Here is a 17,016-nt window from a genome sequence, read left to right as displayed (position 1 = left end):
GACAAACACCACTCGCCGAGCCTAGAACCAGCGCCGTTAGTGCGTGAAATCAGACCGATCCCGACGAGAACCAGCAGGTCACAGACGTGAGCCGTCAATCATCCCGAAAACGTGAGCCAACTCGGGTCTTGCTCATGCTGGGCGATGGTCAGGCAGCCGATCTGAAATTGCCGGAGGACAGTTTGGCCTGGCTCGACCTCCAGGTAGGTCAGATCGTGCTCGTGAAGCCCTTGGCCACAGCAGTCACCTGATCAGGAATCTCGCCTCGCACGACATCGGCGAGGGATACCGCGCCGAGAACTGCTTGTATGTTCGCCTCGAGTGCGATCCACACGGTGCTCAAAGCCTGTGCAGCCCCCAGATAGGTGGAATCGGCCGGATTGGTGCCGTGAATATCGGCGAGCGGGCCGTCGATGGCTTCGAGAACATCCGCGATCGTGATCTCCTCGGGCGCGCGCGCGAGGAGGTGACCGCCCTCCGAGCCGCGCACACTCATGATCAGCCCTGCCTGCCTCAACTCGGAGAGGATCTTGATGAGAAACGGCCTGGGGATGTCCTGCCGAGTGGCGATCGCCTCCGAGCTGACCGGCCGGTCGCCGGCATCCGCCAATTCGACAACCGCCCTGATCGCATAGTCGGCCCGAGCAGAGATGCGCACGTCCAGGGACACTATCGCATAGGACGCCCGAGGTCGGATCGGCACTGATCCGGATCCACACCCGCCCTCACCGCAACGAGGCGCAGTGCCCGAAATGCGACACATCGTGCTCACCCCGGCGCCGGAGCGCGATCCCTGCAGATGCTCGTCCGCCGACACCGTCTTCGTGTATCCGTTCGTATGCCTGCAAACTCCACGCAGTGGCATGCGATCGGCAGCGCAGCCACGACGCCTGCTGCCACCCGACGAATTCGCGAGTTCCTGCCATTCGCGATCTCCAACGAGAACCACGGGCAAGGGCCGCCCTTCGAGTTCGTCGACCTGGCGGTGGACGAATCGGAGGCGGCCCTTGCCGGGGCGGGTTGTACCCGCACTCTCACGTGAGGGTGTACGCGGACATCCGATGGCGGAGCAGCCCTGGTTCCGACTCCTCGGCGTGTCGCCGACTCGTACTACTTGTGGGCCAGCGAGTGACTTTCGGCCGACGTGCGGTCGGGGTGTTTGTCGTTGCGGACCCATCGGCCGAGGAGCAGTACCGCGCCGCCGGCTACGAGCATGGGAACCGACATCGCGTAGAAGACTGCGCTGGCGGACCATCCCATCCCGAGGGCCGCTCCGACCGCGATCGGCCCGACGATTCCGCCGATGCGGCCCACACCCAGTGCCCATCCGACTCCGGTGGAACGCATCGATGTCGGATAGAAGACCGCGGACAGCGCGATGAGGCTCTTCTGCCCACCGCTGATGCACACACCCGCAAAGAAGTTGGCTGTCAGAAGGACCCACAGCGGTGCACTCAAGGCGAGACCGGTCAGGGCGACGAATGCGAATCCGACGATGTAGACCGTTCCGAGGGTGAGATACGCACCGAGTCGGTCCATGCAGGGTCCGGTGACAAATGCGGCAGCGATGCCGCCGACAGTCGTGAGGGTGGTCGCGGTGACCACCGTACCCATGTCGTACTCCAGGCTCGTCATGATCGACGGTAGCCAGCTCTGCAGCGCGTAGAACTCCCCGAGATTGATGACGAAGACCAACCACAGCAGCAGGGTTCCCAGGACCCGGTCACGGGTGAACAGGTTCCTCAGTGCAGTGCGCTGTTCGTCGGCCTGCTTCTCGGCCTCGTAGGTGATGTCGGGGGCGGCGGCGAGGCCGGGATCCATCCTGCGGAGGATCGCCTTGATCCTGTTGGGCTCGGCACCTTGTTGGATCATCGAGGTGAGCGAGTCCGGCAGGAAGCGCAGCAACGCCGGGAGCAGCAGGAGCGGTGCTACTGCGCCGACGACGAGCACCGACCGCCAGCCGAAGATCGGGATCAGCCAACCGGAGACCAGCCCTGCGGCGACGAATCCGAGGGAGAAACCGCAGTAGATCGCCAGGACGAAGGTCGCTCGAAGGCGCTTGGGGCTGTATTCGCCCGTCAGTGCGATGGCGCTCGGCGCGGCAGCACCGAGCCCCATTCCGGTGATGAAGCGCAACGCCATCAGTTCGGTGACGTTCTGCGACCAGGCCGCAGCCAACGTGCCGAGCGCGAAAATGACTGTGCTCGTGAGGATCATCCGGCGGTGGCCGAACCGCTCGGACAACGGCGAGAGCGCCAGATAGCCGACCATGAGACCGGCGAGGGCCGCGGAGAAGATGGGCCCGAGCACCTGTTTCGACAGGCCCCACTCCTCGGCGATGTGGGGCGCCATGTAGCTGATGCTCTGGGTATCGAAGCCGTCGATGAACATGACCAACCCACACAGGGCGATCACGATGTACTGGTATCGACTCACCGGCCGCGAATCGATGAAATCCGGCAGTGTCACGCGCGATGGTGCGATGGACATGAGTGCCTCACAGTGTCTGATACCGGGGTTTCCGGATGTGGTCGTGGTAGCGGATCACGCGGTGACAACGGGCTCGCCCGACGGTACGAAGGCGTCGCAATAGAAGTTGTCCGGCGCCAGACCGGCCTCGTGGACAAAATCCTCGCGTGCCGCCGAGGTCATTGCGGGACTTCCGCATGCGTAGACCTCGTGGCTGCTGAGGTTGGCGTAGTCCTCGAGCACGGCTCGATGAACAAGCCCGGTGCGTCCGGTCCAGTCCTCGGCGGGATCGGACAGGACGGGAGTGAAGGAGACCCGATCCGAAGCCGAGGCCCATTTCTCGGGCAACTCGGGAAGGTAGATGTCCGCCTGTCGGCGTGCGCCCCAATAGAGATGCAGCGACCGTTCTCCCCCACGTTTGAGGTGGTCCTCGATGATCGACTTCACCGGGGCGAAGCCGGTGCCGCTGGCGACGAAGATGACGGGCCTGTACGAGTCGGGGTTCAGCGAGAACTCGCCGTAGGGCAGCTCGATCGTCAGCCTGGCTCCCTTCTCGAGCGTGCCGAGCACCTCCTCGGAGAATCGTCCGCCCTGCACCTGACGAATGTGCAGTTGCACTCCGTCGTTCTCGTGCGGCGGATTCGCCATCGAATAGTTCCGGCTGTCCCCGTCGTCGAGAAAAACCTTGAGGTACTGCCCGGCGGCGAATTTCGCACGCACCCCGGTGGGGAGACGCAGCTGCACGACAGCGACATCGGGCGTCGGACGGGTGATTCGATGAACCTTCGCGGTGAATTGCTTACGTACCACCCTGTCTCGTTCGGTGATCCGCTTGGGTGTGATGACGACGTCCGTGATGGGCTGCGCCTGACAGAACAGCACTCCGCTCCGGGGGCCTTGAGCCGTCCCACAGCCGTGCACCTCGAGACTGCCGGCATCGAGCGCACCTTCACAACTCGAACACACGCCTTTACGGCACGAGTACGGGATCGCGTATCCCGCGCGTTCCGCCGCATCGAGCACACTTTCGTCGGGTTCACACGGAAAGGTGATGTCCGATCCCGTGACGGTTACCTGGTAGGTCATGACGTGACTCCTGCGGTTACGTGTGATTGGAGGCGGGTGGCGGTGGCGCCGACCAGCCGCACGGCCGCGACAACGGCGTCCGCATCGGCTGTTCCCATGCCGGCGATGTCGAATCCGGCCCCGTGCCCAACGCTGGAGAACCGCACTCCGGCGCCGATCGTCATCGCGGCCGCACTGCGTCCCGCAAGGAGTTTGACGGGAATATGACCCTGATCGTGGTACATGGCGACGAACGCGTCGAAGCCGGTATCTCCGAGCATGAGGTCGGCCCCGACCGGTCCCGAGGCATCGATCCCTGCGGCGCGCAGCCGCTCCACCGCAGGCGCTGTCACCCGCAGATCCTCGTCGCCGAACAGACCCCCTTCTCCGGCATGCGGATTGATACCGAACACTCCGATACGCGGGGACGGGATGCCCTGTTCCTGAAGGGCCCGCACCAGAGCGTGTGCCGCCCTGTGCACGAGCTCCGGTGTGAGGCGCCCGAGCGCATCCTTCAACGATTCGTGCAATGTTGCGTGCACGATGCGCAGACCGGCGCCGACGAGCATCAGGAACACTTCGTCGGATCGTGCGCCGACGAGTTCGGCCAGCAGACGCGGATATCCGGCGAAGGAGATACCGGCGGCATTGATCGCGGTTTCCGAGTGCGGGCACGCGACGATGCCACGGGCTCCGCCGCCCTGCAGGCAGCGCACCGCCCGTTCGAGGTACGCCACGGTTGCTTGCCCGGCTTCTGCGCTCACCCGGCCCGGGGCGAAAGCGCCGGCCGGCAGCGAGTCGACGGGGAGCACGTCGACCACATCGGCGATGGGTGCGCGGTGGCCGTCGACTGTCTCGCGGACCGTCATGCCGGCCTGGCGGGCGAGCGGTTCGACGACATGCCGATCGCCCACCAGAACCGGATTGAATGCGGGATGTTCCTGTGCTGCCACGACGGCTTTCACCGCGAGTTCGGGGCCGATTCCGTTCGGATCGCCGATCGTGAGCAGGACCCGCGGCGGGGACCCACTCATAGTGGCAGCGCCAGCAGGGTATCGATGTTGGTGCTGTCGCACACCACGACTCGTTCGGCAATCTTCAACTGGCCGTCCACCTCCACGTACCGGTCGACATACCGTCCGCTGGTGAAGATGTCGGATTCGCCGTCACGCATCACCCGCACCACCAGGAAGCTGGTTTCGGCATGGATACCGTCACCGTTCTCGTCCAGGACCAAGGGCTGGCCCAAGATATGACGGTATGTGTGTCGTTCGTAGATGTTGGCCTCGCGCAGTGCCGACACGCGGTCCACGAGCATCCGGCGAGTGTTGGCCCACACCAGTCCTGCAGGCAGGCCTTCGCTGTAGTTCTGTGCGGTGGTAATCCGGTACATGCAGTTCTCGACGAAGAAGTCCGGCCACCGCTCGAGCGGCCCCTCGTCGATGCAGCGGGAATAGTCGGCCTGTACGCGGCCGATTCGCTGGAAGTCGTTCATGCTCATGCCTCTTCCTGTCGGTTCATCGCGGTCCGGTATGCCTTCCAGAAGCCGCGTACCGATGCCTCGGTGACACGGCTCTCGCTGGATTCGGCCAGACTTCCTCCCATTTCGAGCACCGCCGACTGGCTCGCCGCACCTGCGATTCCGCGCTGCACAAAGCCTCCTACGCAGCCGTCCTCCATCGAGATGTAGCCTGCGGGGCCCACGAGGTTGGACTGCTTGAGGCGGATCTCCCGCTGCTCGGGCGTGTCTTCTTCGAAGCCGAGGTACGTCCAGTTCAGTCGGGTTCGCTCGACCCCGGTCGGCAGGATCTGGCGCACAGCCACGGAGTTCTGGATCTGTTGCAACACGAAACCCGGGAAGACGGAGAGGATCTGCAGCGTCGTATCGTCGCCGACCTCGCTGAACCCCTCGAGCAACGTCGGATCGGCCAGTTTGTAGGCACTTTCGGACCGGATGTTCTGATCCGCGTACGCGACGTCCTTCTCGGCGTCTCGGTCGATCGCCGAGTAACTGACGTGGTGGCCGCCGCTCTCGTCGACGATGATCCCGCCGCGCTGCGACAGGCGGTTGAGTTCGAAGGTCGTGAAGAACAGGTGCAGGATGCTGGCGTGGTAGGAGTCCTTGACGTTCTCCACGTACAGCTTCCAGTTGTTGGGAAGGACCTGGGTGAAGCGTCCGATGATCTCGGGCGTGCGCCCACCGAGGACCCGGGCGATCCGACTCGTGATCTCGTCGCCGAGATAATCCTCGATGTCCGGCACGTCGTCGGAGAAACTCCCGAAGACCAGACCGTGGAGGACGGCGATGCGCATCTTGCGCGGTCCGTGTTCCTCCATGCAGAACGAATCAGGCATTCCCCCTTTGCCTTTGATCCCATCCTTGAACGCGACACCGGTCAGATCGCCCTGAAGGTTGTAGCTCCACGCGTGGTAGACGCATGTGAAGTCCTTCGTGTTTCCGCGGTTTTCCAGGGCCAGCAGGGCACCGCGATGGGCACAGCGGTTCTCGAAACCGTAGAGCTCACCGTCGCGGTCACGTGCCACGATGACCGGTGTCTCACCGACGAAGGTCGAGCAGTAGTCTCCCGGGCCGGCCACCTCCGCCTCCAGGCACAGGTAGCTCCAATACGGGCCCTGAAACAACTTGGTCTGCTCGGCGGCGTAGACGTCCTGGTCCTGGAACACCCGATACGGCACCCGGGTGAGGTCGTCGGTCCACTCCACCGGGGTATCGCGGCCTGCGTCGACAACGCTGCTTTCCATAATTTCTCCTCAGTCTGGACAACCAGTCGGGACATCAGAGAATTCGCTCGCCGGGGCTTGACAAGCCCCGTCCTTGTTCGTATAACGAACCAATGAGCAATTCTCGAACAATTAAGCCGGACAACGAAGGAAGTGTCAAGGGTGCTACCCGCGCCCCCGAAGGAATGGCCGGACTGGCGAAGGGACTGGCAGTCATCGAAGCCTTCGACATCCGCCACCCCCAACTGACCGTCACCGAGGCCGCTCAGCGGACGAATACCTCCCGCGCCGCGGCGCGGCGCTGCCTGCTCACCCTCGTCGAGCTCGGTTACCTGACCCACGACAACGGGAACTTCCGGCCCACACCCAGAATGCTTCGGCTCAGCGGCGCCTATCTGGACACCGCGCCCCTGCCGCAACTTGCCCAGCCGCAATTGACCGAGGCCCGCGATGCGTTGGACGAGTCGGTATCGCTCGCAGTTCTCGAAGACGGATGGTCCCTGTTCGTCGCCCGCGCCGAGGCCACACGGATCGTCTCGACCGGAGTCCGTGTCGGCGCCAAACTACCCGCCCACAACTCGGCAACCGGTCGAGTACTACTGGCAGGACTTGCCGACACCCAACTGGACGACTACCTCCGAAAGTGCGACCCCCGGCCGCGCACACCCCGGACGCTGACCGATATCGAGGCCATCAGGGAACGAATCCTGACGGCGAGGGAGAGCGGCGCGGCCTACACCGACGAAGAAATCGAACTCGGCATGCTGTCGATAGCCGTACCTGTCCGGACTGCCCGGGGCGAGACCGTGGCGGCAATGAGTGTCAGTGCGTCCACCGCCAGAACCACCCTCCACGACCTCCAAGACACAGCCGTGCCCGTACTGAACGAATACGCCGAAAGGCTCGGCCGGCTCCTGTGAGATCCACCCTCGCAGCGCACCCGGGCAGCACTGCGCGCGCTCCGCGAGCGCGAACCCCGATCACCGTAGTGCACGCACCCCAACGAATTGGGTCCTGTTGACGGCGTTCGAACGGTGGATGATTTCGGCGCTCGAAACATGAACGGTCGGAGGCAGTTCGATCTCCGACGTTTCCGGTGGTGGTGCGGCTGCCGATCACACTGTCGACACTTCTGCCCGCCGCAGATTCCATTCCACCCGCTGAAATGCGAGTGCGGGTGTCCCGTCCCCTGATTCGAAACCACGGGAACAGCGGACACCCGGCTCCTCGCAACATCGTGGAACGTCAGGCGTCGAGTACCAGTGTGGGCGTGCGGGAGCGTCCGACGCAGATCATCATCGTCTCGCCTTTCTCCCGGTCTGCTGGAGAGAGGATCGAATCGTGGTGTTCGGGAATTCCGTCGAGCACGCGCGTTTCGCAGGATCCGCAGAAGCCGTCCTCACAGGAGTACAGGATGTCCGGGTTCGCTTCGAGGACGACTTCGAGGAGGGTGCGGTCGGCGGGCACCTTCAACGTGCAACCGGTACGGCGCAGTTCGACCTCGAATTCGTCGGACGACTGTCCTTCCGATGCTTCGGAATCCGCAGCACGGTCGGTCCCCGCGGCGGGAGCACCGAACCGCTCGAAATGAATCGCTTCGTCACCGAGTACCGGACCGCACACCGACTTCACCGCCTGCAGTAGCCCTTCGGGACCGCAGCAATACACGGCGGTGCCGGCCGGAACGTGGGCCAGGGCGGCTGCCAGGTCGAGGTTACCGAATTCGTCTGCAGGACAGACGTTCACCTCGCCGAGACTCCAAATCTCCTCCACGAATGCCATAGTGGCGCGGCTACGGCCACCGTAGAGTGCGGACCAGTTGGCGTTCTCCCGCGCCAATTGTCGCGCCATCGCGAGAATGGGAGTGATCCCGATTCCCCCGGCGATCAGGAGGTAGTGAGAGGCGGGCTCGAGGGCGAAGTGGTTGCGGGGGCCACGCACCGCGAGGAGGTCCCCCACGCGGACACTGTCGTGGATCTCCTTCGACCCACCGCGTCCCTCGTCTTCTCTCAGGACGGCGATCCGGTAGGCAGTCTTGTCCTCGGGGTCACCACACAGGCTGTACTGCCGGACGGTCCCGGAAGGCAGCACGATGTCGATGTGTGCTCCGGGCTCCCATTCGGCGAGGGCGGCCCCGTCCGGGTGCTCGAGGGTCAGTGACAACACGCCGTCGGATTCGAGTCGTTGTTGCCGGACCAACAGGCGGCTGGTCTCTTGTGTCATTTTCAGATCCTTGGGGTCGAGAGAGCTGGCGCGTATGCACCCGGGGTGCGGTATCCCCCTTTGAGAACGTCGACGAAGGCGGTGGCGAGGGAGACCTGCGTGATGGACACCAGCATGTCGAGTTCCATCCGCAGTACCGCCATCGCTTCGGCGCCTTGTGGACTGTCCCAGTCCTGTTGGTCGATCAGGACACCGGCGAGCAGGTTGCCCGACTCGCGGGCCGCTTCGGCCATCGTGGTGGCGAAGCCTATGGGGACCTGGGGTAGTACCGAGCCGATGAGAATGACCATGTCCGATTCGGTGACCAACTCGTCGATACGACGTACCGTCGTGGTCTCGGCGTTGATGTCGCGCACGGCTGCCTCGGTGGGCGAGTGCGCGGTGACGACGTCGACATCGGTCAACCCGGCCCGAGCCATCTGCTCGACCATGTCGTCACCGGACTTTCCCAAGGGCACCAGCAGTATTCGTGCTACGTAGGACAGCCGGCGGGGTGTCGTCTCGCTCATGACAGCGTTCCTCGTTTCTGATTGTTCGGGCGGCGCAACTGTGGTCGGATCACCACGTGGGGACTCACCGGCCCCTGTCCGGTGGCCATCCGCCCCAACATGTCGTCGACCTCGTCGAGGCCGACGTCGACGGAGGGCACGATCTCCAAGCCGGATCGCCCGCCGGCGAGAAGTTCGATGCTGCGCGTGACTGCCTCGGGAGAACGGCCACGGACACCGACGATGGTGTTGGCGCCGCGCACCAGGGATTTGAGATCGAGTTCGCAGACCGGCGTCGAGCCCAGTCCGCCGATGACCAACCGGCCCCGCTTGCGCAGCACGCGGGCGGCGGCCGCAACGGCCTCTCCGCCGAGTCCGACGGTGTCGAGGAGTACATCGGCTCCGTCGCCGCCGGTTGCCCGCATGATCAGCTCGGGAAGGCTGTCATTGTCGTTGATCACCGGCACCGCACCGAGCGATTCGGCGATCTCCAGGCGGCCGGCCGACTCCGGCACCCCGATCACGACGATGCGGGCGGCGCCGACGGCCCGGGCCGCGGCTACCGCGGAGATGCCGTGGTAGCCGGGGCCGATGATGACGACGGTGGAGCCCTCCCGGGCGCCGCCCGCGTCGACCGTCCAGTCCAGCGCGTTGGCGAAGGGCTGCGTCCACGCCGCGAGATCCGCGTCGAGATGCGCCGGTAGGCGGTACACGAGACTGTTCGCGCTGAGCTGCATGTATTCGGCGTTGCCGCCGTGCAGGCCGGACCCGTCGTCCGCCGGGACCAGACCCACTCTCCGCTTGCCCACGAACAGATCGGTGTGAGGGCACAGGCGGTAGTCCCCGATGCGGCACGCCGGGCAGTCCTCCTGCATGCACGGCAGGTATTCCTCCAACGCGACCCGGTCGCCGGGCCGCACGTCCCACGCGGCCGACCGGGTCTCGTCCACCGAGACGACGGTCCCGACGACGTGATGGCCGAGCACTGTGGGTGAGTCCAGTCCGGCCCGGTAGAGACCGACATCGGTGCCGCACACCGCGGAGGATTCGACTTCGAGCCAGCCCACCGCACCGACCGCTGCATCGGTGTCGAGGTAGCGGACGGTCGTCGTCGTGTCGGGCATCGACACCGCGGCGCGGACCATCTTCGGCGGGCCGGCTACCGAGCGCGTCGGGGTGATGTCGATGTCGGCGCTGTTGGTCACGACGGACTCCTTGTATCTCGTTGTATCTCGTTGAATCTCGTTGAATCTCGTTGCCGGAGTGGTCAGATGGAGACGAAGTCTTCGCCCTCGACCATGCGAAGCGCATCCTCGGCACCCTCCTGGAAGGGCGTTGCTTTCGGCAGCAGGACCGAGGTCGACCGCACACGCTGATGTTCGGGATTCAGGCCGGGCAGGGTCTCCGCTTCGAGCTCCTCGAGGGCGGCGAGCAGTCGGCGCCGGGCCAAGATGATGCCGGCGTCGGAGGTTCCGAGCCGTTCCTTGGTGCGATCGCAGATCGCGCCCATCGATTCCTGCAGGGAAAAGTCCTGGGCGGCAATGCCCTCGATGCCGGAGAACGTCTTCTTCTGCTTCTGGGCCTCGCGGTCCATCAGATAGTCGTTGTCCTTGTTCGCCAGCGTCCGGTAGGTCCCGGGGATGTACTTGGCGTGGATTCCGTCTCCGTTGCGCATCGACGCGACTTCGTCCTCGCGCAGTTCCCGGGTGGGGTGGTAGTTGATGCTCCACGCCCAGCACGTCTCGTCGTCGATGGGCACCCAGGCATGCCCGCCGAGCGGATTGTGGGTGCCGAACGGCGGAATGATGGTGTACCAGGGCATGATCCACTGGGTGATCCGCCAGTAGTACTCCTCTTCACTGGCGTTGCGGCGAGCACCGATGACCAGACCGCCGTTGCTCTCGGCGACCTCGAACTTGGGGCGGGTGTCGGCCTTGAGGTACTTGTTGCCCTCGGTTCCCGAGTGCATCGGGTCGTCGTCGAGGTTGAAGCGGTGGGCGAACGAGACGTGACTCGAGTCGATCCCGCCCTCCATTGCCTGCAGGTAGTTCGTCTCCTGCAGTCGCTTCGAGACGAATCGGTGGCCGTCGCCGAGCATGGCCCATTCGAGTTCGGGGAGTTCGGGTTTCAGCTCGGGCGGACCCATGTAGGTCCAGATCACGCCGCCGCGCTCGACACACGGGTACGCCTTCTGCTTGATTCGGGACTTGAACTTCGAGTCCTCCGGTTCGGACGGCATGTCGACGCAGTTGCCCTCGACGTCGTACTTCCAGCCGTGGTATGCGCAGCGCAGCCCGCAGTCCTCGTTGCGGCCGAAGTACAGCGAGGCGGTGCGGTGACTGCAGAACTCGTCGAGCAGCCCGAGCCTGCCCTGGGTGTCGCGGAATGCGATCAGTTGCTCGCCGAGCAACTTGACCCGGACCGGGGCGCAGTCCGGTTCCGGCAGCTCCTCCGCCAGCAACGCCGGGATCCAGTATCGGCGAAAGAGCCGGCCCATCGGCGTATCGGGGCCCGTCTGCACCAGCAGGGTGTTTTGGTCTTGCGTCAGCATGGCAGTCCTTTCGACTTTCAACGGCTGATTGCGTCCGAATAGCGCGCACTTGCGCGGAAATTGATCGGTGGAAGCACTGTGGCACACGTCGCTTCGCAGCGTCAACCATGGGCGGCCTTATCTCTCGCCCAAAGCCCCTGGTCCTCGGTGTTCGGCCTCCGAGCCGCGCCGGGGCCCGCCACCCCCGAAAGCGCGCACTCCAGCTCGAAGCGTCCAGGAAGAACGCGCATATGCGCGCAGATCGGACTCCACTACACTCGCGGTCGTGGGATCCAATGTCGTGGGATCCAATGAGGCACTCGGTGAGTGCAGCCACCGGAGAGGGAGCAGATGACGCGAGCCAAGAGCGCGGTGGATGCCGTACCGTCGTCGACGCCCGTGCGGCCGGCACGCCCGAAGGACGCGGTCCAATCACTCGAACGCGCCATCGCGGTACTCACCACCTTCGACCGCGACCATCGCCACCTCACGCTGACCGAGGTAGCAGAACGGTGCCGACTTCCCCGCTCGGCGGCGCGGCGATTCCTGCACACCCTCGTCGAACTCGGATACATCGAGGTTTCCGCCCGCAAGTTCACCCTGACACCGCAGGTACTCGAACTGGGCTACGCCAATCTGTCGAGGTTCACCCTTGCCGACGTGTGCCAGCCGCACCTCGAAGCACTTACGCGAAACCTGGGACTCTCCGCATCCGTCACGGTGCTCGACGGCCCGGACATCCGGTACGTCAACAGGGTGGACATCGCGTCCGGCATGTCGGTGTCCTTGAAGTCGGGTAGCCGACTGCCCGCCCATCGGACCGCGGCCGGGCGGGTGCTGCTGGCCGCACTTCCCGAAGCCGAACTGGACCGGCATCTCGATCTCACCGGTACCCAGGATCCCCACTCGGCGCCCGCTCACGACGAGCGCAGCCGACTCGAGCGCGAGTTGGACATCATCCGCCGTCAGGGCTGGGCCTTCGCCGATCAGCTTCTCGACGTCGGAGTGCAAGCGTTGTCGGTGCCGCTGCGCTCCCGAACCGGCCGTGTCGTCGGCGCACTCACCGTGTCGATGTACCAAACACACGAACCTGCGCGCACCCTGGTTCCGCGCTACCTCCCCCCGCTCCTCGAAACCGCCGGTCGGATCTCCCTGGAACTGCGCGCAGGAATCGATATCTGATCGCACGCCCCACTGCGGGGCACGAACGGCTGCCCGGCGGTCGAAGCACCCCTGATCTGCCCAGCGGCGGCCCTGTACCCGTTGCCACGCTCCGATGACCCACGATGCGCCGGAGTGCGGCACAGGTAGGCGCCGCCTTCAGGTGTGCGACACTTGCGTCCGAAGATTGGCTGCTTGAACGCTATGCGGACGCCACGGTTCGAGACCGTGTTCCTCGTCGCGCAGCAAGGCGCGCAGCAATAGGACTGTCGATGGAGTGCCTGTAGTGAACAACCATGATTCCCGAGGACTGCTGCCGCTCCTGACTGCGGCCATGGCGATCGGCCCACTGCTGACCTACGGGCTGAGCGCGACGAGTGCGCTGGTCATCGACTCGCTCGGCATCACCGCGGTGCAGTTCGGGATGCTTGCCACGCTCAGCTTCCTGATGGCGGCTGCCCTGTCCCTGACCTTGGGGCGATTCAGTGATCGCTTCCCTGCTCGCGCCCTGCTCGTCACGATATTCGCGGGCGCCGGACTCTCGTTCGTCGTCGCGGCGCTGTCGACGAACTACCTGTGGTTACTCGCAGCCATGGCCTTGTCCGGGGCTGCACAGGCGCTGTCGAACCCGGTCACCAACCGCATGATCAGTGACCACGCCCCGTCGGCCAAACGATCACCCTGGATCGGAGTGAAGCAGTCGGGGGTGCAAGCCAGTCAACTCGCCGCCGGAGTCGGATGCCCCACCCTGGCACTTGCCTGGGGGTGGCGAGGCCCACTGTGGGTCGGCGCGGCCGTCGCGGGCATCTCGGCTGTCGCGGCCTGGCATTTCGCACCGTCTCGTGGCCGTTCTCAGCGGCCGGCGAGCGCCCCGGAATTCGCCGAACCTTCCTCCGGCCGTGCCGAGCACCGAGCACTGCCCCCGGCCGTCTGGCTGTTCGCCGCCTACGCCCTGTTCTCCGGCGCCGCCCTTCAGGCCACCAACGTCTACCTTCCGCTGTTCGCGCACGACGAGATGGGACTGAACCTGACCGTGGCCGGGCTGACCGCCGCGATTGCCGGCCTGATCGGTGTCACCGCGCGGATCGGCTGGGGACGCGCGCTTGCCGGGAACGCAGGCCCGTTCATCCTGCTGTCGATCCTCGCGGCAGGCTCTACGCTCGGCGCACTCGCACTGCTCGGCGCCGATCTTGTGGGATGGCTTCCCCTCCTGTGGCTCGGCGTCGGTGTTCACGGCGCGACCGCGCTCGCGGCCAACGTGGTCTTGATGGCCGGCGCGCTCCGCGTGGTTCGGACCAGCACCGTGGGGCGCGCTTCGAGCGCCATCGCGGTCGGGATGTACCTCGGCTTCGCCGGCGGGCCCGCGCTCATGGGGTTGATGACCGACTACACCGGCGGATTCACGACCGGTTGGACGGCGGCGGTGGCGCTGTACGCAGTATGTGTCGCTCTCGGCCTGTGGGGGATCCGCAGATCCCATGTACCCACTCGGTCGGCAGCATCGGAGGAAGTAGATAGGTTGAGCCTGTGAGCGAGAACGAAGCGACCACGACACCCCCGGAACAGAACCGCGACCATGTTCAAGCTCTCGGCCGGGGGCTCGAGGTGCTCAAACTGTTCGGGCGAGAACGCCGCCCCTTGTCGGTCACCGAAGTCGCGGGCCTTGCCGGCATAACCCGCACCGCGGCTCGCCGCTTCGTGCTGACGCTCGAGTACATGGGGTATCTGTCCTACGACGGCACCGCCTACGCCGCCCGCCCGGCGATACTCGAGATCGGTGACGCCTACGTCCTGAGCAGCGGACTTCCCGATATCGTCCGGCCCCACCTCGAACGCCTGGCCGCACAGACTCAGGAGACGGCCTCGCTCACCGTCCTGCACCACGACAAGATCTTCTACGTCGACCGGGTCCAGGCCAATCGGGTCCTCACGGTCGAGATAGTGGTCGGGACGAGCCTGCCGGCCTATGCCGTCGCCACCGGTCGCGTGCTCCTGGCCGACCGTACCGACGCCGAACTCGACGCCTATCTGGCGAGCGTGAACACCCACAGTTACACCGAGGCCACCACGATCGACACCGCCGAATTGCGCGAGAAGATCATCGCTGCGCGCAACGAGGGATGGTCGCTGGCAGACCAGGAACTCAGCGAGGGAGTTCGTTCGATCGCCGTGCCCGTTCGCGACGCGGACGGCCGCGCAGTCGCGGCCCTCAACGTCTCCGCCCAGTCCTCGCGGGTGTCGCTCGACCATATGAGGGGATCGATTCTCACCGTCCTTCGGAATGCGGCCGAGCAGATCCGTGAGGAGCTGGCGGCAATATGAGGCGGTGTAGGCAGTCGCAGTAGTTCTCTGGACGGCGCACTGCACGGCGCGCGACCGAAGTGTGGGGTGGCGGTCCCCGAGTCGGTCCGCGCCACGTTCCGTAGCTGCCCCATACGGCGATTGCGTCCGCATAGCGTGCAATAGATCCACAAACGGACGCACCCATTGTGTGAACGCGATCACCTTGATAGAACAGGTGTAGCGCTCGACCGGTCGAAGGGTGATTCGCCCCGAGCTTTTCTGCGGTGTGCCCACTCGTGAAGTTCACAGTCCCCTTCCACACCTCGACTGCGCCAACGCCTATTCAACTGACGGCAGCGATCCACTCCGACGAACCCCGGTTACATCAACACAACCCGACACCGGGCCATCGCGCCGAGACCAGACAGGAACCACCTCGTGCAGACGATTTCCACATCACCCGATCAACAGGCACGTAACCGATATCGGTGGGTAGTGCTCGTGCTCTGCTGGCTCGCCTTCACCATGACCTCCGTCGATCGCTCCACCTGGGGTCCGGCATCGGTCTTCGTCGGTGAGGATCTCGGCGTGCCACTGGCCAGCCTCGGCGTGTTCGCCACCGCCTACTACATCGGCTACGTCTGCTCCAACGCCCTCACCGGGGTGCTGTCCGACCGGTTCGGTGGCCGCGAGGTGGTAACCGTCTCACTCGCCGGCGCAGGCCTGTTCATGATGGTCTTCGGATCGACCACCTCCGCGATGATCGGCATCGGCGTGCAAGCGGTCGTCGGTTTCTTCGCCGGCGCGGATTACGCCGCAGGCATCAAACTCCTGGCAAGCTGGTTCCAGCCCAAGGAACTCGGCAAAGTCATGGGCCTGTTCACCTCCGCGACCTCGCTCGGCACCGTCATCGCCAACACCGTCGTCCCGTGGATGATCAACCACTACAGCTGGCATGCCTCCTACCACCTTTTCGGTGCCATCTCGATCGTCACGGCGATCGCCTGTTACGTGATCATCCGACCGGGACCGGTCACCAACAGCATCGCCACCGCAGGAAACGGCAAGCGCCCCTCCGCCTGGAAGACCCTGACCACCAACCGTGACCTCATGCTGCTCTCCCTCGCAGGGTTCGGCGGGTTCTGGGGCACATACGGATTCGTCACCTGGTCCAACGCCCTGCTCATCAAGGGACATGGCGTCTCCGGCACCACCGCCGGGCTCATCGTGGCGATCTTCGCGGGCGTGGCGGTCGTCAGTAAACCCCTTACCGGAATGCTCGGCGATCGGATAGGCAGCGCCCGAAAGCCCGCGATCGTCATTCTCGCGCTGTTCGCCGTCATCCTGATCTTCTTCGGCACGCTCGACAACGTCCCTGCACTCCTCATCGCGGCCCCCCTCCTCGGTCTGGTCGGCTACGGATACCTGCCCCTGATCGTTGCGATGATTCCCCGCCTGGTTTCGAGCGAGGTCACCGGTACCGCTGCCGGCGCATCCAACGCCTTCTGGCAGATCGCCAGCACCCTTGTCCCTCTCGCGATCGGCGCGGTCTTCTCGGCCACCGGCTCGTTCCTGGCCGCCTTCGCGGCCCTGGCCGTCGGACCGATGATCGGCGCAGTCATCCTGTACTTCGTCGACGAGAACGGCGGAAAGAGCAGCGTCGCCGCCCCGGAACGGTAACTCCCGACACCACCACACCCTGATACCCCAACCGACGACACGACGGTCTCCTGAGGGAGACCGTCGTGTCGTCGGCCGTACAGGTTGCTCCGGCGCGGTGATCGTCTGCTCATCAGATCTCCTGAGCCAGGACGTTCTCGAACTTCCTGCCTGAACGTTCCGTCCGCGCGGATTACCGCACGTTCTCGTGACACAGCGCGAATGCGAACCGAGCGCACCCGAACAACAGACCCGGACCTTTCGGTCCCGCCCGGACCGAAGCGACATCCCGAGCATCGACGGCCTACGCCACCGTTCACCCGCACGTTCGCGGGCTTCGCCGAGATCATGGTCGAGCGGCGCGGTACGGGCGAGCCAATCTCGACCTGCTCCGAA

The 17,016-nt window shown here is 65.0% G+C and carries 15 protein-coding genes; 5 read left to right on the top strand and 10 right to left on the bottom strand.

Annotation, left to right across the window (positions count from 1 at the left end):
- Positions 1-208: 208 nt before the first annotated feature.
- From M1M07_RS11390 to M1M07_RS11365, 6 genes are all read right to left on the bottom strand, one after another.
- Positions 209-670, bottom strand: coding sequence for an Rrf2 family transcriptional regulator (locus tag M1M07_RS11390; RefSeq protein ID WP_248674234.1), 462 nt, complete (start codon positions 668-670; stop codon positions 209-211).
- 440 nt (positions 671-1,110) lie between these two features.
- A complete protein-coding gene (locus tag M1M07_RS11385) occupies positions 1,111-2,490 on the bottom strand; it encodes an MFS transporter (RefSeq protein ID WP_248674233.1) in 1,380 nt (459 codons plus the stop codon).
- Positions 2,491-2,544: 54 nt separating this feature from the next.
- Complete coding sequence (locus tag M1M07_RS11380; RefSeq protein WP_248674232.1) at positions 2,545-3,555, bottom strand: 2Fe-2S iron-sulfur cluster-binding protein; 1,011 nt, start codon at positions 3,553-3,555, stop codon at positions 2,545-2,547.
- Positions 3,552-4,568, bottom strand: coding sequence for a PdxA family protein (locus tag M1M07_RS11375; protein WP_248674231.1), 1,017 nt, complete (start codon positions 4,566-4,568; stop codon positions 3,552-3,554). Before M1M07_RS11375 ends, M1M07_RS11380 begins: the two co-directional genes overlap by 4 nt.
- A complete protein-coding gene (locus M1M07_RS11370; protein ID WP_197251146.1) occupies positions 4,565-5,035 on the bottom strand; it encodes an aromatic-ring-hydroxylating dioxygenase subunit beta in 471 nt (156 codons plus the stop codon). Before M1M07_RS11370 ends, M1M07_RS11375 begins: the two co-directional genes overlap by 4 nt.
- Positions 5,032-6,297 carry an aromatic ring-hydroxylating dioxygenase subunit alpha gene (locus tag M1M07_RS11365; RefSeq protein WP_197251147.1) on the bottom strand — a complete coding sequence of 422 codons (1,266 nt, stop codon included), beginning with the start codon at positions 6,295-6,297 and terminating at the stop codon, positions 5,032-5,034. Before M1M07_RS11365 ends, M1M07_RS11370 begins: the two co-directional genes overlap by 4 nt.
- 92 nt (positions 6,298-6,389) lie before the next feature.
- On the opposite strand from M1M07_RS11365, the gene M1M07_RS11360 reads away from it, so the two are divergent.
- Positions 6,390-7,196, top strand: a complete 807-nt coding sequence (locus M1M07_RS11360) for an IclR family transcriptional regulator C-terminal domain-containing protein (RefSeq protein WP_197251148.1) — start codon at positions 6,390-6,392, stop codon at positions 7,194-7,196.
- Between the two features lie 325 nt (positions 7,197-7,521).
- On the opposite strand, the gene M1M07_RS11355 is transcribed toward M1M07_RS11360, so the two are convergent.
- The 4 genes from M1M07_RS11355 to M1M07_RS11340 form a co-directional block, all read right to left on the bottom strand.
- Positions 7,522-8,499, bottom strand: a complete 978-nt coding sequence (locus tag M1M07_RS11355; protein WP_197251149.1) for a PDR/VanB family oxidoreductase — start codon at positions 8,497-8,499, stop codon at positions 7,522-7,524.
- Positions 8,500-8,501: 2 nt separating this feature from the next.
- Positions 8,502-9,008: a hypothetical protein gene (locus M1M07_RS11350; protein WP_248674230.1), complete on the bottom strand. Its 507-nt coding sequence runs from the start codon at positions 9,006-9,008 to the stop codon at positions 8,502-8,504.
- Positions 9,005-10,192, bottom strand: a complete 1,188-nt coding sequence (locus M1M07_RS11345; protein WP_248674229.1) for a zinc-binding dehydrogenase — start codon at positions 10,190-10,192, stop codon at positions 9,005-9,007. Before M1M07_RS11345 ends, M1M07_RS11350 begins: the two co-directional genes overlap by 4 nt.
- 62 nt (positions 10,193-10,254) lie before the next feature.
- Positions 10,255-11,538: an aromatic ring-hydroxylating dioxygenase subunit alpha gene (locus tag M1M07_RS11340; protein WP_248674228.1), complete on the bottom strand. Its 1,284-nt coding sequence runs from the start codon at positions 11,536-11,538 to the stop codon at positions 10,255-10,257.
- A 330-nt stretch (positions 11,539-11,868) separates the two neighbouring features.
- Between M1M07_RS11340 and M1M07_RS11335 the strand changes: the two genes are divergently transcribed.
- The 4 genes from M1M07_RS11335 to M1M07_RS33015 all read left to right on the top strand — a co-directional run bounded on the left by M1M07_RS11335 (position 11,869) and on the right by M1M07_RS33015 (position 16,641).
- On the top strand, positions 11,869-12,699 hold the full coding sequence (locus M1M07_RS11335) for an IclR family transcriptional regulator C-terminal domain-containing protein (protein ID WP_197251152.1): 831 nt from the start codon (positions 11,869-11,871) through the stop codon (positions 12,697-12,699).
- Positions 12,700-12,964: 265 nt separating this feature from the next.
- Positions 12,965-14,209: a nitrate/nitrite transporter gene (locus M1M07_RS11330; RefSeq protein WP_248674227.1), complete on the top strand. Its 1,245-nt coding sequence runs from the start codon at positions 12,965-12,967 to the stop codon at positions 14,207-14,209.
- Positions 14,206-15,000, top strand: a complete 795-nt coding sequence (locus tag M1M07_RS11325) for an IclR family transcriptional regulator C-terminal domain-containing protein (protein ID WP_197256356.1) — start codon at positions 14,206-14,208, stop codon at positions 14,998-15,000. The genes M1M07_RS11330 and M1M07_RS11325 overlap by 4 nt, the downstream gene beginning before the upstream one ends.
- 456 nt (positions 15,001-15,456) lie before the next feature.
- Entirely contained in the window at positions 15,457-16,641 is a 1,185-nt protein-coding gene (locus M1M07_RS33015) for a nitrate/nitrite transporter (RefSeq protein WP_248674226.1), read from the top strand.
- The last annotated feature ends 375 nt before the right edge of the window (positions 16,642-17,016 follow it).

Origin of the sequence: Rhodococcus sp. HM1 (assembly GCF_023218075.1) — a bacterium.
Classification (GTDB): Bacteria; Actinomycetota; Actinomycetes; order Mycobacteriales; family Mycobacteriaceae; genus Rhodococcus.
Note: the sequence above shows the minus strand (reverse complement) of the source record. Positions and strands in the feature narration are given on the sequence as shown.